The 20136-nt window shown below is 39.0% G+C and carries 16 protein-coding genes and 2 tRNA genes; 3 read left to right on the top strand and 15 right to left on the bottom strand.

Annotated elements, in window-relative coordinates:
* Window position 1 precedes the first annotated feature (1 nt).
* The 15 genes from gltB to rsgA form a co-directional block, all read right to left on the bottom strand.
* The gene (gltB, locus tag STRINF_RS04795; protein WP_043878347.1) at window positions 2–4519 is read right to left on the bottom strand and encodes a glutamate synthase large subunit; all 4518 of its coding nucleotides are present in this window, start codon (window positions 4517–4519) and stop codon (window positions 2–4) included.
* Window positions 4520–4711: 192 nt separating this feature from the next.
* Window positions 4712–6058: a type I glutamate--ammonia ligase gene (gene glnA, locus STRINF_RS04790; protein WP_006531908.1), complete on the bottom strand. Its 1347-nt coding sequence runs from the start codon at window positions 6056–6058 to the stop codon at window positions 4712–4714.
* A 46-nt stretch (window positions 6059–6104) separates the two neighbouring features.
* Entirely contained in the window at window positions 6105–6476 is a 372-nt protein-coding gene (locus STRINF_RS04785; RefSeq protein WP_015695674.1) for a MerR family transcriptional regulator, read from the bottom strand.
* Window positions 6477–6557: 81 nt separating this feature from the next.
* Entirely contained in the window at window positions 6558–7103 is a 546-nt protein-coding gene (locus STRINF_RS04780) for an FUSC family protein (RefSeq protein WP_006531906.1), read from the bottom strand.
* 133 nt (window positions 7104–7236) lie between these two features.
* Window positions 7237–8433, bottom strand: a complete 1197-nt coding sequence (locus STRINF_RS04775) for a phosphoglycerate kinase (protein WP_006531905.1) — start codon at window positions 8431–8433, stop codon at window positions 7237–7239.
* Between the two features lie 182 nt (window positions 8434–8615).
* A complete protein-coding gene (gap, locus tag STRINF_RS04770) occupies window positions 8616–9626 on the bottom strand; it encodes a type I glyceraldehyde-3-phosphate dehydrogenase (protein ID WP_006531904.1) in 1011 nt (336 codons plus the stop codon).
* A gap of 199 nt (window positions 9627–9825) precedes the next feature.
* Entirely contained in the window at window positions 9826–11904 is a 2079-nt protein-coding gene (gene fusA / locus STRINF_RS04765; protein ID WP_006531903.1) for an elongation factor G, read from the bottom strand.
* 201 nt (window positions 11905–12105) lie between these two features.
* Window positions 12106–12576, bottom strand: a complete 471-nt coding sequence (gene rpsG / locus STRINF_RS04760; protein ID WP_004233289.1) for a 30S ribosomal protein S7 — start codon at window positions 12574–12576, stop codon at window positions 12106–12108.
* A gap of 21 nt (window positions 12577–12597) precedes the next feature.
* Window positions 12598–13011 (bottom strand): 30S ribosomal protein S12, encoded by a 414-nt coding sequence (gene rpsL, locus STRINF_RS04755; RefSeq protein WP_003066537.1) that lies wholly within the window; start codon window positions 13009–13011, stop codon window positions 12598–12600.
* A gap of 245 nt (window positions 13012–13256) precedes the next feature.
* Window positions 13257–14072 carry a pur operon repressor gene (purR, locus tag STRINF_RS04750; protein ID WP_006531901.1) on the bottom strand — a complete coding sequence of 272 codons (816 nt, stop codon included), beginning with the start codon at window positions 14070–14072 and terminating at the stop codon, window positions 13257–13259.
* 909 nt (window positions 14073–14981) lie between these two features.
* The gene (locus STRINF_RS04745; RefSeq protein ID WP_006531898.1) at window positions 14982–15920 is read right to left on the bottom strand and encodes a 3'-5' exoribonuclease YhaM family protein; all 939 of its coding nucleotides are present in this window, start codon (window positions 15918–15920) and stop codon (window positions 14982–14984) included.
* Window positions 15910–17184: a DNA recombination protein RmuC gene (locus tag STRINF_RS04740; protein ID WP_006531897.1), complete on the bottom strand. Its 1275-nt coding sequence runs from the start codon at window positions 17182–17184 to the stop codon at window positions 15910–15912. Before STRINF_RS04740 ends, STRINF_RS04745 begins: the two co-directional genes overlap by 11 nt.
* Before the next feature lies 1 nt (window position 17185).
* Window positions 17186–17818 carry a thiamine diphosphokinase gene (locus STRINF_RS04735; protein ID WP_006531896.1) on the bottom strand — a complete coding sequence of 211 codons (633 nt, stop codon included), beginning with the start codon at window positions 17816–17818 and terminating at the stop codon, window positions 17186–17188.
* Window positions 17811–18473 carry a ribulose-phosphate 3-epimerase gene (rpe, locus tag STRINF_RS04730; RefSeq protein WP_006531895.1) on the bottom strand — a complete coding sequence of 221 codons (663 nt, stop codon included), beginning with the start codon at window positions 18471–18473 and terminating at the stop codon, window positions 17811–17813. Before rpe ends, STRINF_RS04735 begins: the two co-directional genes overlap by 8 nt.
* Window positions 18474–18479: 6 nt before the next feature.
* A complete protein-coding gene (gene rsgA, locus STRINF_RS04725; protein WP_006531894.1) occupies window positions 18480–19352 on the bottom strand; it encodes a ribosome small subunit-dependent GTPase A in 873 nt (290 codons plus the stop codon).
* Between the two features lie 127 nt (window positions 19353–19479).
* Between rsgA and STRINF_RS04720 the strand changes: the two genes are divergently transcribed.
* The 3 genes from STRINF_RS04720 (at window position 19480) to STRINF_RS04710 (ending at window position 20127) form a co-directional block, all read left to right on the top strand.
* Window positions 19480–19563: transfer RNA gene (locus STRINF_RS04720), tRNA-Leu, on the top strand.
* Between the two features lie 56 nt (window positions 19564–19619).
* Window positions 19620–19708, top strand: a tRNA-Ser gene (locus STRINF_RS04715).
* A 269-nt stretch (window positions 19709–19977) separates the two neighbouring features.
* Window positions 19978–20127 (top strand): ComC/BlpC family leader-containing pheromone/bacteriocin, encoded by a 150-nt coding sequence (locus STRINF_RS04710; RefSeq protein WP_006531893.1) that lies wholly within the window; start codon window positions 19978–19980, stop codon window positions 20125–20127.
* Window positions 20128–20136: the final 9 nt, after the last annotated feature.

The following is a 20136-nucleotide window of genomic DNA, read 5'->3' as shown; positions in this document are numbered from 1 at the left end:
TTTACTTACCTCCTGTTACTTGTGCGAGAAGTTCTTCTTTCTCGGCAGCAGTTTCTGCACCACCTGTGGCAATTTCGAAGGTACGCAATTCAAGTTCATCACCTTCTAAGCCAGTATTGGCAAGTGCGTATTCAATATTGTTAATTTCATGGAATTCAGTTGGATAAACTTTAATGAATTTATCAACTTCTTGTGCCCAGTTGTCAAGCAAGCGTTTTGCTTTAGCGCTACCTGTGTATTCATAGTGTTTTTGAATCATATCAACCAAGACATCATCCCCACGAGTTTCACCGACTTTGTAAAGATCAACCATTTCTTGGTTAACTTTTTCGGCAAAATCACCGTCCACATCATAAACATAGGCAATACCACCACTCATACCAGCAGCGAAGTTACGTCCTGTTGTTCCAAGGATAACAGCAACACCACCTGTCATATATTCACAACCGTGTGCTCCAACACCTTCAACAACAACTTTAGCACCAGAATTACGAACACAGAAACGTTCACCTGCGCGACCAGCGAAATAAGCTTCACCCTTAACCGCACCAAAGAGAGCAACGTTACCAACGATTGGTGAATTTTCAACATCATAAGCGGCATCATGTGGCGGCTTAACAATCAAACGTCCACCTGACATTGATTTGGCAATGTAGTCATTTGCTTCACCAACTAGTGTTAATTCCATACCTTGTGTGATAAAGCTTGCAAATGATTGACCAGCAATACCAGTATATTCATATTTAATCAAACCTGGTTCAACGGTATCATTTCCATAACGTTCAGCCATCCAGCCTGCCATTCGAGCACCGACTGCACGTTGAACATTGTTAATTGATTCTTTAACCGTCACGCTTGCGCCATTATCAACAGCAGCTTTGGCAAATCCGTCCAATTCTTTCCATTGACGTGCTTCAGCAAATGGATCTTCTGTCTTGCGGTCAATTGGATAAGCTGTACCAAGCATACGTGAAAAATCAAGCGATTTTGCTTTACCTTTTGGAATGAATTTCGCTTTCAAGATTTCTGAATGACCAACCATTTCGTCAACAGAACGGAAACCAAGTTCAGCCATATATTCACGCAATTCTTCTGCCATAAACATCATCATGTTAATCACATGTTCAGGTTTACCTGCAAAATGTTTACGAAGTTCTGGATTTTGAGTTGCTACACCAACAGGACAAGTATTCAATGAGCAAACACGCATCATCACACAACCAATAGAAATCAATGCTAGACTTGCAAATGAATATTCTTCCGCTCCAAGAAGAGTGGCAATGGCAACATCGCGACCAGTCATTAATTTACCATCAGTTTCAAGGGTCATACGTTGACGAAGGCGATTAAGTGACAATGTTTGATGAGCTTCAGCCAATCCCATTTCCCATGGAAGACCAGCATCACGAACAGAGTTACGAGGAGAAGCTCCTGTACCACCATCATAACCAGAGATAACAACCTTATCAGCACCAGCTTTTACACAACCTGTAGCGATTGTACCAACACCAGTACTTGAAACCAATTTAACATTGATTTTAGCATAAGGATTAATAGCTTTAAGGTCATAAATCAATTGAGCCAAATCTTCGATTGAGTAGATATCATGGTGAGGTGGTGGTGAAATCAAACGCACACCAGGGGTTGCACCACGAATTTCAGCAACCCATGGGAAGACTTTTTGACCAGGCAACTGACCACCTTCACCAGGTTTTGCACCTTGTGCCAACTTGATTTGGATTTCTTCAGCAGACATAAGGTATTCAGCATTGACACCAAAACGTCCTGAAGCGACTTGTTTAATCTTAGAGTTCAAGTTACGACCATCTGGTTGCACTTTGAAACGATTACGGTTTTCGCCACCTTCACCAGAGTTAGATTTAGCTCCAATTGAGTTCATTGCTTCAGCGATTGTTTCATGCGCTTCTTTAGAAAGTGAACCAAAACTCATGGCACCAACTTTGAAACGTTTAACAATTGCTTCTGCTGGTTCAACCTCAGAAAGGTCAACTTTTGGACGATCTGATTTAAATTCCCAGATTGAACGAAGTGTCGTCGGAGTTGACAAGGCTTCTTTATCCAATTCAGCAGTGTATTCTTTGAAGAGTTTGTAATCTCCTTTACGAACAGCTTGTTGGAAATTGTAGATTGTATGTGGATTGAAGAGGTGATATTCACCATCAGCTTTAAATTGATAAATACCGCCACTTTGCAAATAGTCTCCACGACGAGGTCCAAAGGCATCTTCCATACGTTGAAGATATTCTTTTTCAATTTGGTCAAGAGACAATCCACCGATACGTGTTACTGTACCTGTAAAGTATTTGTTAACAACTGAGTCTGAAAGACCAACTGCTTCAAATAATTGAGCCCCTTTGTAACCAAGGATTGTCGAAATCCCCATACGGCTCATAACTTTAACGATACCTTTTTCAGCTGCTTTACGATATTTTTCAAAGGTAGTTGCATCTTTTCCATATTCTTTCAATGTTGCATAAGCACCATAAGGGTGAACGGCTGCAGCACCATAACCAACCAAAGTAGCAAAATGATGAACTTCAATTGCTTCTGCCGTATCCACAACGATTGAGAATTGACTAGCTTTTCCTTTGACAACCATGTAGTTATTCAAACCAGAAACAGCCAAAAGCATTGGGATTGTTGTTTGGTTTTCTTTTACATTGCGGTCTGAAAGGATAATAATCTTGCTACCATTATCAACAGCTTTTTCAGCCGCTTTGAAAAGATTTTCTAACGCACGTTGCAAACGATTATGTGATGGTTCAACAACATCGTAAACTGTTGAGAGAGTTGTTGCACGATAACGTTCGTCTTGCAAGTTAGCGATTTTGGCAAAATCTTCGCTTGAAAGAACTGGACTATCAATTTTAAGTTTGACACAGTTATCAGCACCATCAGCTTTGAAGTTCCCATCACCACCAAGGTAAACACTTGTTGAAACGACAATTTGTTCACGAATCGCATCGATTGGTGGGTTTGTAACTTGGGCAAATTGTTGTTTAAAGAAAGTGAAAAGAGATTGACTCTTATTAGAAAGAACTGCTAGTGGGCTATCAAATCCCATAGAAATAACAGGTTCTTCACCTTTTTCAGACATTGGGAGGATAACTGTACGAATAACTTCTTCATTATATCCGTAAGCTTTCCACATTGTTTCAATGTCATTTGTTTCTTGAGTTAATTCTGAAGCTTCAAAGTCATTAAGATGTGCAATATTTTCTTCAACCCATTCTTTGTATGGATGTTGTGCAGCATAGTAGGCTTTGACTTCTTCATTACGCATCAATTTACCAGAAATTGTGTCAATCAACATCATGTTACCAGGTCCAAGCACACCTTTTTCGATAACGCGACTTGGTTCAAGGTCAACAACACCAGATTCACTTGAACAGATTAAGAAATTATCTTTTGTCAATGAGTAGCGGCTAGGACGCAAACCATTACGGTCCAAACGAGCACCAACCATGTCACCATCTGTAAAGACAAGAGCAGCTGGACCATCCCATGGAGCTACAAAACTTGATGCATATTCATAAAATGCTTTAAGGTCATCAGGAAGACCTGACTCGTTACCCCAAGCTTCTGGTACCATCATCAATAGACTTTGTGGAATATCACGACCATTACGATAAAGGTACTCTAAACAGTTTTCCAACTTGGCAGAATCTGAGTTTTCTTCATTATAAACTTCAATCTGGTGGCTGTGCATCCAGTTTTCTGCACCACGAAGGGTATTGATTTCACCATTGTGTGCCAAGAAACGGAATGGTTGAGCACGGTCCCAAGAAGGGAAAGTATTAGTAGAGAAACGTGAGTGTGTCAATGCAATGTGTGATTTAAAATGTTCATCTTGCAAGTCAGGGTAGAATAGCCCTACTTGAAAGGCATGAAGCATCCCTTTATACACAATTGTTTTGCTTGAAAGAGAACAGATGAAAAATTCATCAGATGAAAAGCTCTTTTCAAGTTGACGACGCAAGCGGAACAATTTGTCTTCAAAATCACGACCAGCTTTAGTATCATCAGGTTTTTTAACAAAAACTTGTACAAAACTTGGCATAATTTCTTGTGCCGCTGGACCACAATTGTCATAATTGAATGGCACATCACGAGTCATCAAGACATGGAAACCAGCTGATTTAATTTCTGCTTTAACTGCTTCTAGAAGGCTATCTTTAGCCTCAGTATCTTGAGGTAAAAATAGTTGTGCAACAGCGTAGTCACCTTTGTTAGGTAAATCATAACCTGCTTCTTTTGCTTTTACTTGGAAAAATTCATCTGGCAAAGCAAGCAACATTCCGGCACCATCACCAGTATCAGGCTCTGCACCTGTACCACCACGGTGATTCATACGTGTCAACATTGTCAAGGCATAATCAATCAAAGTATGACTTGCTTCACCATCGAGTTGTGCAACAAACCCCATCCCACAGGCATCTGATTCAAAAGATGGATCCCAAAGCGTTGTCTGCTGCGCCCTCAAAGCACTTTCATTCATAGCTCTTACTCCTATCATTAATACAAATAGTCTAAAATAGACTAAAATAGTCTAATTATTCAGAATATTTACTTCACATTATACCACATTCTCTCTAATTAGAATAGCTCTTATTTAAGCTTTCTATTTAGAATGTGGTATTTTTTAGGAAAAAAAAAGACAGCTAGAAGCTGTCTTACTTACTACTACTTCTTAGTAAAGATCTAGATAGTTGTCGATTTCCCATTGTGAAACAAAGGCCGCATAGCTTGACCATTCAATTTTCTTAGCTTCCACAAAGTTTGTAAAGATGTGATTTCCAAGAGCAGCTTTAACCACTTCATCATCTTGCAATGCTTTAACGGCATTGTGCAATGTTGATGGAAGATCACGAATTCCAGCTTCTTTACGTTCTTCTTGAGTCATGATGTAGATATTTGATTCAACTGGACCTGGTGCTTCAATTTTGTTTTCAATACCATCAAGACCTGCTTCAAGAAGGACAGCAAGAGCAAGATATGGGTTAGCAGTTGGGTCAACTGAACGAAGTTCCAAACGAGTACCCATTCCACGTGATGCAGGTACGCGGATAAGTGGTGAACGGTTACGTCCAGCCCATGCGATGTAAACTGGTGCTTCATAACCAGGAACCAAACGTTTGTATGAGTTTACAGTTGGGTTCATGATTGCAGTGTAGTTATAAGCGTGTTTCATCAAACCGCCAAGGAAGTAATATGCTGTTTCAGACAATTGCATACCTTTTGGATCTTCAGTATCAAAGAATGCATTATTTCCATCGTAGTCAAACAATGACATGTTACAGTGCATACCTGAACCGTTGATACCAAATTTAGGTTTAGCCATGAATGTAGCATAAAGACCGTGTTTACGAGCAATTGTTTTAACAACAAGTTTGAAAATTTGAATGTTATCACAAGCTTTCAAAACATCAGCATATTTAAAGTCGATTTCGTGTTGACCAATCGCAACTTCGTGGTGACTTGCTTCAACTTCAAATCCCATTTCAGTCAAAACATTAACGATTTCACGACGAGTGTTATCTGCAAGGTCAGTTGGTGCAAGGTCAAAGTAACCACCGCGGTCGTTTACTTCAAGAGTTGGATCACCTTTTTCATCCAATTTGAACAAGAAGAATTCTGGTTCTGGACCAAGGTTAAATGATTTGAAACCAACTTTTTCCATGTGACGAAGTGCACGTTTCAAGTTGCCACGTGGGTCACCTGCAAATGGTTCACCTTCTGGAGTGTAGATATCACAGATCAAACCTGCAACAGCACCATTTTCACCACCCCAAGGGAACACTATCCATGTATCAAGATCTGGGTGCAAGAACATATCAGATTCGTTGATACGTACAAAACCTTCGATTGAAGATCCATCAAACATTGCTTTGTTTGACAATACTTTGTCAAGTTGTTCGTCAGTTGCTGGGATTTCTACGTTTTTCAATGTTCCAGCGATATCTGAGAACATCAAGCGTAAAAATGTAACATTTTTTTCTTTGACTTCGCGACGGATGTCAGCTGCTGTAATAGTCATGAATTTAGGTCTCCTTTTAAAACCGAAATAACCGAGCGGCGCTTATTTAGATGCGCCAATTGCTAATATACTGTGATGGGGCCGAAAAACGACCTTGGTTTCGGAGTTCATCTTGTAAGATTCGACGAACATCAGCATCAGTTAAAGACTTCTGCTTTTGAAGTGCTTTATCTTGTCTATCCGCGTATTCACGCTTGATAGCCGCAATATTAAGCCCCTCGTCAAGGAAATCTTTAATTTCAAGCAATCGATCCATATCGTTCAATGAAAACATACGACGGTTACCTGAAGTACGTTCTGGGGTTATTAACCCTTGATCCTCATAATAACGAATCTGACGTGCTGTTAAATCGGTCAATTTCATTACTGTCCCAATGGGAAAAACCGCCATGGAACGTCTGAGTTCTTTTTCTTTCATGATGACCTCCTTCCGATAATTATTATAGTCTGAAAATTCTAAACTGTCAACCCTATATGTCAGGAAATATGACATTAAGACTCAATTTTTTTCATTTTTATTTTTCAACCACTCGCGAACCATGTCTACATCAGAATTAACGAGTATAGCAACAAAGACTCCGCAGAATGTTTCAAATACCCTTGCAAAGACATACAAAATCGTATCCCCAGCAGGGATTGATAGCGTAATAATTAAAAGTGCCGATGTTCCACCAATAATCCCTGCTTTATTATTAATCGAAACATTTATCATAATGCCAAGCATGGTAAATACTGGGACAAAAAACAGAGTCACCCAAAATTCGTTGTGAAAAAATTGATTAATTAAAAAGAAGAGCAAAGATAGAAAACCACCGACACTATTTCCAACAATACGTGAAAAGCCAAAGTGAACACTTTTATCCAAACTTTCACGTAAACTGAAAACAGCCGTCAGCGTTCCAATCTGCAGCCCTTCCCAACTAAATAAATGAAATAATAAAAGAACCAAAAAGACAGACAAACCTGTCTTCAACGTTCGCATCCCTAACTTAAACTTACTCGGATCAAATTTATAATTTGATAAAAGATCTTTCAAATACTTCATAACCCACAACCCAATATATTTTCTTTATTTTAACACATTTTAAATCGTTTTCGCTAGACTGGAATGCGTTTACTTTTTCAAGTGTAAATAAAAGAAGAGCCCCAAAGGGCTCTTCTATTCTCAAAGTTGAGAATTATTTTTCAGTCAATGCAGCAAGACCTGGAAGTACTTTACCTTCAAGAAGTTCCATAGATGCACCACCACCAGTAGAGATCCATGAGAATTTGTCTGCATATCCAAGGTTGATAGCTGCAGCAGCTGAGTCACCACCACCGATGATTGATTTAACACCTGGTTGTTTCACAATAGCGTCCATCACACCGATTGTACCAGCTTGGAAGTCAGGGTTTTCAAATACACCCATAGGACCATTCCATACAACTGTTTTAGCACCAGTCAAAGCTTCGTCGAATTTAGCGATAGATTTTGGACCAATATCAAGACCAAGGAAACCTGGGTCTACTGCTTCACCTTCAGTATATTTCACTTCAGTGTAGTCAGCAAATGCGTTTGCTTCTTTTGAGTCAACTGGCAAAATCAATTTACCATTTGATTTTTCAAGAAGAGCTTTCGCTACATCCAATTTGTCTTCTTCCACAAGTGAGTTACCGATTTCGATACCTTGCGCTTTGAAGAATGTGTAAGTCATCCCACCACCGATAAGAACTTTATCAGCTTTTTCAAGCAAGTTTTCGATAACACCGATCTTATCTGAAACTTTTGAACCACCAAGGATAGCCACGAATGGACAAACTGGTTTTTCAACAGCTTCTTGGATGTATGCAATTTCGTTTTCAAGAAGGAATCCAGCAACAGCTTTTTCAACGTTTGCTGAGATACCAACGTTAGATGCATGTGCACGGTGAGCTGTACCGAATGCATCGTTTACGAAGATACCATCTCCAAGTGATGCCCAGTATTTACCAAGTTCAGGATCGTTTTTAGATTCTTTTTTACCATCAACATCTTCAAAACGAGTGTTTTCAACAAGAAGAACTTCACCGTCTTTAAGGTTGTTGATAGCTTCTTCAAGTTCAGCACCACGTGTAACACCTGGGAAGACAACTTCTTGACCAAGTTTAGCTGCCAAATCAGCTGCTACTGGAGCAAGAGATTTACCTTCTTTATCAGCTTCTTCTTTAACACGTCCAAGGTGAGAGAAAAGAATTGCACGACCACCTTGTTCGATGATGTACTTGATTGTTGGAAGAGCCGCAGAAATACGGTTGTCGTTAGTGATAACGCCATCTTTCAAAGGCACGTTAAAGTCAACACGGACAAGAACTTTTTTGCCTTTCAAATCAACGTCTTTAACAGTCAATTTAGCCATTTGATAGGACTCCTTATAAATTTTTTATACATGCTAATTATATCACAAAACCTGTAAAAGAGGTAGTTAAATCAATAGAATTTGTCCCTCAGCCTCTACAAGCGCATGAAATCTAAAGAACATGTTTACAGAAAACAAAAAAGAGAGGAATAAATCCTCTCTTTAACTGATCAACTCAATGATTATTTAGCAATTTTTGCGAAGTATTCAAGAGTACGTACAAGTTGTGAAGTGTAAGACATTTCGTTGTCGTACCATGAAACAACTTTAACCAATTGTTTACCGTCAACGTCGAGAACTTTAGTTTGAGTTGCGTCAAACAATGAACCGTAAGACATACCTACGATATCTGAAGATACAATCGGATCTTCTGTGTATCCATATGATTCGTTGGAAGCTGCTTTCATAGCTGCGTTCACTTCATCAACAGTAACGTTCTTTTCACAAACTGCTACCAATTCAGTAACTGATCCAGTTGTAACTGGAACACGTTGTGCAGAACCGTCAAGTTTACCGTTCAATTCTGGGATTACAAGACCGATAGCTTTAGCAGCACCAGTTGAGTTAGGAACGATATTTGCAGCACCAGCACGTGCACGACGAAGGTCACCACCACGGTGTGGTCCGTCAAGGATCATTTGGTCACCAGTGTAAGCGTGGATAGTAGTCATCAACCCTTCAACAATACCAAAGTTGTCATGAAGTGCTTTAGCCATTGGAGCCAAACAGTTTGTAGTACATGAAGCGCCTGAGATAACTGTTTCAGTACCATCAAGGATATCGTGGTTAGTGTTAAATACAACTGTTTTAACATCATTTCCACCAGGAGCAGTAATAACAACTTTCTTAGCTCCACCAGGGTGCAAGTGCTTTTCAGCAGCATCTTTCTTAGCGAAGAAACCAGTTGCTTCAAGAACGATTTCTACACCATCATTAGCCCAGTCGATTTGTTCTGGATCACGTTCTGCAGAAACTTTAACGAATTTACCGTTAACTTCGAATCCACCATCTTTTACTTCAACAGTACCGTCGAAACGACCTTGAGTTGTGTCGTATTTCAACAAGTGTGCAAGCATAACCGGATCAGTAAGGTCGTTGATGCGTGTAACTTCAACACCTTCTACGTTTTGGATACGACGGAAAGCAAGACGACCGATACGGCCGAAACCGTTAATACCAACTTTAACTACCATTAGTGATTTCCTCCTTATGAAAATCGAATAAATATAATTTTGAGAGCAAACTCTCACTATTGTGAAAAGATTAACTTACGTAGGCACAAATCAACCTTTCAACGCTATTATTATATAACTATTTCGCTAAAATTGCAAATATTATTACCGTTTTCATTACAAAAAAGGACGCTCATTTGAGCATCCTTTTTAACAGTAATTATTCACCAGAATTTTTCTTGATGATTTCTTCTTGAACTGATTTAGGAACGTCTTCGTAGTGGTCAAATACCATCATGAATGTACCACGTCCTTGAGTTGCAGAACGAAGAACTGTTGCGTAACCGAACATTTCAGCAAGTGGAACGAAGGCACGAACGATTTGGCTGTTACCGTGAGCTTCCATACCATCAACACGTCCACGACGAGCTGTAACGTGACCCATAACGTCACCAAGGTTTTCTTCTGGAGCTGTGATTGTAACAAGCATCATTGGTTCAAGAATAACTGGGTGTGCAGTTTTAGCAGCTTCTTTAAGTGCAAGTGATGCAGCGATCTTGAAGGCTGTTTCAGATGAGTCGACATCGTGGTATGAACCATCGTAAAGTTTAGCTTTAATGTCAACCATTGGGTAACCAGCAAGAACACCGTTAGCCATAGATTCTTGAAGACCTTTTTCTACTGCAGGGATGAATTCACGAGGAACCACACCACCGACGATAGCATTTTCGAATTCGAATCCTTTACCTTCTTCATTTGGAGTAAATTCAATCCAAACATCACCGAATTGACCTTTACCACCAGATTGGCGTTTGAAGAATCCACGTGCTTGAGTAGCTTGACGGAATGTTTCACGGTATGATACTTGTGGAGCACCTACGTTAGCTTCAACTTTGAATTCACGTTTCATACGGTCAACAAGGACGTCAAGGTGAAGTTCACCCATACCAGAGATAACTGTTTCACCAGTTTCAGCGTTAGTTTCAACACGGAATGTTGGATCTTCTTCAGCAAGTTTTTGAAGAGCGATACCCATTTTATCTTGGTCAGCTTTAGATTTAGGTTCAACCATCAATTGGATAACTGGTTCTGGAACATCGATTGATTCAAGAATAACTTTAGCTTTTTCATCAGTCAATGAGTCACCAGTTGTCGTATCTTTCAAACCAACAGCAGCGGCGATATCACCAGCGTAAACTGTTTCGATTTCGTTACGGTGGTTAGCGTGCATTTGAAGGATACGTCCGATACGTTCACGTTTACCTTTAGAAGTGTTAAGAACGTAAGAACCGCTGTTCAATACACCTGAGTAAACACGGAAGAATGTCAAACGACCTACGAATGGGTCAGTCATGATCTTGAACGCAAGGGCTGCAAATGGTTCGTCATCTGAAGCTGGGCGTTCTTCTTCTTCATCTGTATCTGGGTTAACACCTTTGATTGCAGGGATGTCAAGTGGACTTGGAAGGTAATCGATAACCGCATCAAGCATCATTTGAACACCTTTGTTTTTGAAGGCAGAACCACAAAGAACTGGGAAGAATTCAACGTTGATAGTTGCTTTACGGATAGCAGCTTTCAATTCAGCTTCAGTGATTTCTTCACCTTCAAGGTATTTCATCATCAATTCTTCATCAGTTTCAGCAACTGCTTCGATCAATTTTTCACGGTATTCGTTAGCTTGATCTACGTATTCTGCTGGGATGTCTTCTTCAAGAATATCTGTACCAAGGTCGTTAGTGTAGATTTCAGCTTTCATACGAACCAAGTCAATGATACCACGGAAGCTATCTTCAGAACCGATTGGCAATTGAATTGGGTGAGCGTTAGCTTGAAGACGATCGTGAAGTGTGCTTACTGAGTAAAGGAAGTCAGCACCGATTTTATCCATTTTGTTTGAGAATACGATACGAGGAACACCGTATTCAGTAGCTTGACGCCAAACTGTTTCTGTTTGAGGTTCTACACCTGATTGTGAGTCAAGAACTGTAACCGCACCATCAAGAACACGAAGTGAACGTTGTACTTCGATTGTGAAGTCCACGTGCCCTGGTGTGTCGATAATGTTTACGCGGTAGTCTTTCCATTGTGCAGTTGTAGCGGCAGAAGTGATTGTGATACCACGTTCTTGCTCTTGTTCCATCCAGTCCATTTGTGAAGCACCTTCGTGTGTTTCACCGATTTTATGGATTTTACCAGTATAGTAAAGAATACGCTCAGTTGTTGTTGTTTTACCAGCATCGACGTGAGCCATGATACCGATGTTACGAGTTTTTTCAAGTGAAAATTCGCGAGCCATTTTTTTCTCCTATTATAAATTTAGTTTACTACTTTATTATAACATACTTTTAGAACGGATAGGCAGGACCTACCCGTTCTAAAGATGTTTCATTAAATTTGATACAACTTAAGCAAAAATAAATTCTGATTAAGCAAATTTCGAATGCCAGTAGTAAAACAAATTAAATGCATTCGAAGTGACGTATCATTATCTTGCAGATTACCAGCGGAAGTGTGCGAATGCACGGTTTGCTTCTGCCATACGGTGTGTATCTTCGCGTTTTTTAACTGAAGCACCAGTGTTATTAGCAGCATCAAGGATTTCTTTTGCAAGACGATCTTTCATAGTGTGTTCACCACGATCACGTGATGCGTTTACCAACCAACGAAGCCCAAGAGTTGTACGACGTTCTGGACGAACTTCAACTGGGACTTGGTAGTTAGAACCACCGACACGACGAGCACGTACTTCAAGAACAGGCATGATGTTTTCCATAGCTGTTTCAAATACTTCAAGTGCATCGTTTCCAGTAGCTTCTTTAATTTGTTCAAATGCATCATATACGATTGATGCAGCAGTACCACGTTTACCATCAAGCATAACACGGTTGATAAGACGTGTTACAAGTTGTGAATTGTATAATGGATCTGGCAATACTTCGCGTTTTGGCGCTCTATTTTTACGACTCATTCTTTCTTATCTCCCTTCTTATTATCCTTTAGGACGTTTAGCACCGTATTTAGAACGGCTTTGTTTACGGTCAGCAACACCTGCAGTATCAAGTGCACCACGAACGATGTGGTAACGTACCCCTGGAAGGTCTTTTACACGTCCACCACGGATAAGAACAACACTGTGTTCTTGAAGGTTGTGTCCGATACCTGGGATGTATGCAGTAACTTCGATAAGGTTGCTCAAACGTACACGAGCGAATTTACGAAGGGCTGAGTTAGGTTTTTTAGGTGTCATTGTTCCAACACGTGTTGCAACACCACGTTTTTGTGGTGAAGATACGTTAGTTTGAACTTTTTTGTGGCTGTTGTAACCAACGTTAAGAGCTGGTGATTTAGATTTTTCAACTTTAGATTTACGTGGTTTACGTACCAACTGGTTGATTGTAGGCATCTACTTTTCTCCTGTAAGATTTTTATTTTGGTTGATAGGGCGCTTGGTGACAGTCCCTATCTAAAATGTGTACTTTGCAACATTTGTCAGCACGTCTCTGTACACTCTGGAGAGACCAAAAGTAAAAAGTACCGTTCATAATAATACCATAAGACTGGCAACGTGTCAATTGATTTTGCTTGTTTTTCCTGTTTTGAAACATTATTTTCAGAGATACAAAAAAAGAGGCAATCGCCTCTTTCTGATTATTTGTCAAAGATATTACCAAGTTCTACTTTAACGTGGTTATTTTTAACGTCAATTTCTGAAACTTTTAGCAATGATTTGTAGTTCATGCGGTCACGTTTTTCTTGTGCATTTTCAGCAAAGACAGCAACACCAACTAATGTACTATCAAATTCTGTCAAAAGGCTAACCATACCAGAAATTGTACCACCACCTTTAAGGAAATCATCGACAATCAATACTCGGCTATTTGGTTTCAAGCTACGTTTTGACAAGAACATCTTTTCAATACGATCACTTGATCCGCTTACGTAATTGACAGAAACTGTAGAACCTTCAGTAATTTTAAGGTCTCGGCGAACAATAACAAAAGGTACATTTAAAATGTTAGCTACAGCATTGGCTAATGGCACACCTTTTGTGGCAACTGTCATAACAGCATCAATCTTTTGTCCTTTAAAGGCATTAGCAATAATACGCCCTACATTTTGTAGAATGCGTGGGGTACTTAGCAAGTCTGATAAATAAATATAACCACCTGGAAGGATACGATTACTTTCTGACATACTATCACGTAAATCTTCAATAACCGACCTTGCTTCTTCTTCAGAGATCCCTGGTGTAAAAATGACACCTCCACTTGCCCCTGTGACAGTTTCAATTTCACCAATGCCCGATTCTTCAAAAGCTTTTTTAATGATGGCAATGTCTTCAGAAATAGAAGATTTTGCTGCTTCGTATTTTTCAGCAAAAGTGTTTAAACTTGTCAACTTGTAAGGGTTGTTAATCAAATAGTTGGAGATGACAACCATGCGTTCACTACGTCGTAATTTCATAATTTCTCCATTTTTAGTATCTGTTTTTGTTATTATAACATAAGAAGACGAAAAAAACGGACATTTTAATAAAAAATGTACGTTTTTTATGTTTTTTCCTAATGTAAAGGGATCCTTGAGAGCGTAATATTAAAATGTTGAGTTATTTAACGTACTTTATAACTTTAATAAACTCTCTTAAAATGTGGAAAAAAGCTATCATAGCAACATAGTAAGCGTTATCCTTTGACAGTAAAAATCTTCAATAATATAACATCGGCGAGAAGAGACAGCTATAAATAATAAACCATAGATGATAAAGCAATTGATAATCTCGATTTGATACCGTAAAGTGAAATAATATTGTTTCTTGTTTAATTAATGGTCCTTAGTCTATTTGCACAACGATTCAATCAATGAAAAACGGAGGTCTGATTATGGAAAAACTGTTCAAATTAGCTGGTTTGATGCTAGCAACGATTTTTAGGAGCTTGTCGGGCGCAAAATAACGCTACTGCTTCAAATCAAACCGAAACAACTAGCTCTAATTATTCTAGCTCAGACATTGTTAATGTAGCATCTCAACTTTTTTGGATGGAACTTATGTTTTATAAAGATTTGATGAAGTTAAAACTTTAATCATCAAGGATGGAACTGGCCAACTAGAAACTAAGAAATACGACGAAAAAATTGATACTGATTCAGTAAAAGTCAATGTTGACAAACAGATTATCCTAATCGGTGATGATATGAAAACCTATCAATTAGACGATAATCAACTTACTTTGACTGAAGGTGATGGAAGCCAAGATATCTATACGAAGCAATAAATAATACAACTGTGCATCATTCAAAGGTATCCGTCTGGATAGCTTTTTTATATTAAAAAACCGTGGGCGAACCACGATTAGAATTTCTAAAATCGATTAATTATAGCTTTGGTTTATAGAAAGAACGGTTGTCCATAGCAAAGATACGATTTGTCATTTCGCCTTCATCAATACGGCTCAAAGCTGTTGTCATCATCATCATTTCAGCATCGATATTATCAATCATGTGAATAATTTCTGCTTCCATGACACGTGGACGAACTGGACTACCATATTCCAGTAAACCATGGTGACTTAAGACAACATGACGGAGAATAATAACATCTTCTTTCGTATCATCAATATTTAACTCTGTCAAAACTTTTGTAATTTCTTCATCAATCAAAGCAATATGACCGATTAGATTACCTCGAACTGTATACTCTGTATTGTCTGGACCTGTCAATTCAATAACTTTAGCCAAGTCATGAAGCATAATACCAGCGTAAAGCAAACTCTTATTAAGCTGCGGATAAACATCACCAATCGCATCTGCTAAACGAACCATAGTTGCTGTATGGTAGGCTAGGCCTGATTCAAAAGCATGGTGGTTGGTTTTAGCAGCTGGATATGTAAAGAATTCTTTGTCGTATTTGCGATAAAGTGCACGGACCACACGTTGCCAAACCGCATTTTCAATTTTAAACATCATCTGTTCAAGATATTCTTTAACATCAAGAACATCAACAGGTGATTTTTCTTTGAAATCGCGTGGGTCATTTGGCTCACCTTCTCGTGTATTACGTAGCGTAATTTGGTTCACTTGAGGTGTGCCGTTATAGACCTCACGACGTCCTTTCATATAAACAACTTTACCTGCAGTGTATTCTTCAACGTTATAAGGCTGAGCATCCCAAAGATTTCCTGAGATTTCACCACTATCATCTTGGAAGGTGAAGGCGATGTAATCTTTACCAGCTCTTGTCTTACGAAGTTCTGCAGATTTTATCAAGTAGAACCCTTCAAAGAGTTCGTCTTTTTTCATTTGACTAATTTTCATGATTGTCCTCTTCTTCTAATGGTGGGAGGTTAAGCAAGCTTTTTGTCGCTTGATCTTGGTAAGATTCTACTGTATTCAACGCACGGATAATTGCATTTGTTCGTGTGGAAATCAGGCTATCCAAGGTATTATTCGCAGTGTTAATTTGTTTTTGAGCTTTAACAAGCATGTTGCCAAATTTCTCAAATTCCACCTTAACATTCCCTAGAATCTTGCTGATATCGTTCGCATTTTTCTGAATATTAAGAGTTTTGAATCCGACAGCAAGCGAATTTAATAGAGCTGATAGCGTTGATGGGCCTGCCACAACAATATTCTCATCACGTCGCAAGCTATCAAAGAAGCTAGCATTGCGAACCACTTCTGAATATAATCCTTCTGTCGGTAAAAACATAATACCGAAATTAGTTGTCTCAGGTGGATTTAAGTATTTTTTATTGATATCTTTAGCAAAGCGCTTGATACTATTTAGAAGTGACTTACGATAAAGTTCAACTTGTTCCTTATCACCACTTTCATAAGCATCTTCTAAACGATAATAATCTTCCAACGGGAATTTTGAATCGATTGGCAAATAAACATAGCCATCGTCTTCAACTCCTGGGAGTTTGATGGCATATTCCACGCGTTCGCTTGAGCCAGAAACGGTCGGAACTTCACGTTCGTACTGACTTGGCGTCATGATATCTTCGATAATTTGCCCTAATTGCAATTCACCGAGAATACCACGCGTTTTCGTATTAGAAAGCACTTTGTTCAAGGTACCAACATCCTGAGCGACTGTTTTCATCTCACCCAAACCTTGATTAACAGATTCTAATTGTTTTGAAACTGTCTCAAAGGAAGCTTTCAAACGATTCTGCAAGGTCTGCTCTAGCTTTTCTTCAACGGTTTGACGCATCTCTTCTAAGCGTTTTTCATTAGACGCTTGCATTTCTTTGACAGAATTTGTCAAATTACGGTTAATGATTTCTAGGCGTTGGTCAGAACGGTCGCGGTTCTCGCTTAAACTTTTATGAAGCACATCGCGAATATCATTTAATTGTGTGTATAAATCATTTTGCAGACGATTAAGCTGATTATTCAAAGCCAAGACCTGATCTTTTTGAGCTAAATCAAGTTGATAAGAGACTTGGTCAGATAAATTATCTGCATTATCGTCCATTTTTTGTGATAAATCATCAGTTAGCTTTGCAATTTTTGATAAAAGGTATACCAACAAAGCAACTCCGATAACTCCTAACAATAAAGTTATTACTAACATATTACCTATCCTTACTCTGAATAACGATAAGATAACCCGATGCTAAGGTAACTGTAATAGGCTGCTGGTCTAGAAATTCGTTGCTAGAATAAATTTTCTTTTTAAAAAAATTTTTAGCATTCAAATTATATTTAGCTCCTTCAATGGTTAAATCCGCATCCCCATCAGCCATGAAAGACACATAGGTCATTTCGGCTTCAGGCAAAACTTGGCAAGTTCCCGCTGGATAAAACTGAATGCTGTTTTGCTTGTCTCGCAAAGTTATCTGACGCATAAATGGTGCTAAATCAGGATCCCCAGGCAAGAAGAGATTGGACATCATATGATCAATTCGACCACCAAAAGCTCCGAAAATAGTCACTTGGGCTTTCGGATACTGCTCAAAAACAGTTTTTAGAGCTAGTTCTGTGTCAGTGTCATCCTTTTCAGGATTAGCTTTTATAAAAACACCTGCCTCATGCTGAATCCCTTGCAATTCATCTTGACTAACTGAGTCAAAATCACCAACTGCAATATCCAGCGGGAGCTTATTTTCTAATAAAAACAAACTGCCTCGATCCACACCGACAAAGACATCAAATCCAGTGGAGAAATCTGATAATTGACCACCAGCAAATACAGCTACCTTAGTCATCTAAAGCCACGCGCAATGTTTCTACTTGTGCAGTCAAATCGCTTGCTTTAAAGAGATATGATCCTGCAACAAAGACGTTAGCTCCGGCTTGATAGCATGCTTTAATAGTCTTGTTATCTACACCACCGTCAACTTCAATATCAAAATCGTAACCTTTTTCGTCACGAATTTTAGCAACTTTTTGAACCTTTTCAAGCATTTCAGGAATGAAAGCTTGACCACCAAATCCTGGGTTAACTGTCATGATAAGCACTTGGTCAACCAAGCTCAAAACAGGTTCAATAGCTGAAACAGGTGTTCCTGGGTTGATAACAACACCAGCTTTCATGCCAGCTTTTTTAATTTTTTGAAGGGCACCATGAATGTGAAGGGTTGATTCTGCATGAATTGTCATGATATCAGCACCAGCTTGTGCAAAAGCATCAACAAAGCGTTCGGGATTGACAACCATCAAGTGGCAATCAAAGACAAGTTTGCTGTGTTTACGCATGCTAGCCACAACATCTGCACCAAAAGTAATGTTAGGTACAAATTGGCCATCCATAATATCGATGTGCACATATTCAGCACTTGTTTCTTCAATACGTTTTAATTCTGAAGCAAAGTTAGCATAATCAGCAGCTAAAATTGATGGAGCGATTTTATTGTTTGACATAAGTACCTACTTTCTTTTTACAACTTTCTTATATGTTTCGCGACGATTCTCAATTTCACTGAGAAATTGAAGATAGTTATCATAACGTGACTGCCAAAGTTCTCCAGACTCAACGGCGTCTTTGACCGCACACGATGGTTCATGAGTATGCGTACATGAACGGAATTTACACAAACGACTTAAACGACGGAGCTCTGGAAAAGCTTTGTTCAGGTCTTCTGCATTAGTTATTTCGTAATCCAGTGATGAAAATCCTGGCGTGTCAGCAATTTTACCACCGTTGACATTATAAAAACTAACAGCTCGTGTCGTGTGTCGACCACGCCCAAGACTATCTGAAATTTCACCTGTTTCTAGTTTCAAATCAGGAGCAATCTTGTTTAGCAATGTTGATTTTCCAACACCTGTCTGTCCCATAAAGACGGTTACTTTGTCCGTCAAGAGCGGAAGTAATTCGTCTAAAGATGTGCAAAATTGATAACCAATTTCTTGGTATTGTTTTTGAATCGCTGCAATCTCATCAGGACTTGTCAATAAATCCATTTTTGAAATATAAACAATTGGTTCAATCGCCTTATGCTCTAATAAAACCAAGAAACGGTCTAACAAATTGGCATTAAAATCAGGTTCCTTTGCTGACATGATAACCACCGCTTGGTCGATGTTGACAATTGGTGGGCGAACAAGACTGTTTTTTCTGTCATGAATTGCTAAAATATAACCTTCTGAATGGTCTTCTGCTGAAAAATCAACAAAATCACCGACGTAAGGTGTTTGACCTTTTTTTCTAAAATTTCCACGCGCACGTGTTTGATAAACAACTCCGTCAGATTCTACATAATAGAAACCTGCTAGAGACTTGATAATTCTACCTTGCAAATGTATTTCCTTTTTTTGATTGATAGTCCCATTATAGCAAAAAATGGGCGTTTATTCAGTAATCAAGCCAAAAGATTTCTCATGTTTGTCTTTTTTGATTAAAAGTCGTATAATGACTTTGTCTTTTGCGGAAGTGGTAGAACGGCAGACACGCATGCTTCAGGCGCATGTGCCCAGTATGGGCGTGAGGGTTCAAATCCCTTTTTCCGCATGGTATTTTGAGCAACATTATCATTTGAAATCAAACAACGCTTAAATACGACATTTGGAAAGGTGGCCCAGCTTGGTACGGCACCAGACTCGAAATCTGGCAAGTGGATGTTATTCACACGCGGGTTCAAATCCCGTCCTTTCCTTATAATAAAGGCTAATTTCAGAGATGAGGTTGGCTTTTTATGTGCACTCTTTATCTAAGAGCCTATGTTCATACAATCTTCGGATAATCCAATTGGCGCCAACCCGATTTTGACAATTTTAGTTCTCCATAAACGTTGAACTGTACTTATCCGAGGTATGAATGGTACATCAAGGACCGTTTACGACTTAAAAACGACTTTTTATGATTTCTGTCACCCTTTTCTTCTTATTGTGATATAATAGTTGCAAAAACAAGGAGACATTTACTATGAAAAATACATCAACTCACTTTTCAACACTTGACCAATTTTCTGAACTAAGTGCCGAAGAACTGGAAATGACAAAGGGTGGTGATACACACCTTCTAGCTGGATTATGGGATTGGTTTAAACGGCACGATCCTTATAAACAAGCTTAAAAATTTGAA

It is taken from the genome of Streptococcus infantarius subsp. infantarius ATCC BAA-102, from assembly GCF_000154985.1.
GTDB lineage: Bacteria > Bacillota > Bacilli > Lactobacillales > Streptococcaceae > Streptococcus > Streptococcus infantarius.
The sequence above is the reverse complement of the archived record's forward strand: the minus strand, read 5'-3'. Positions and strand labels throughout refer to the sequence as shown.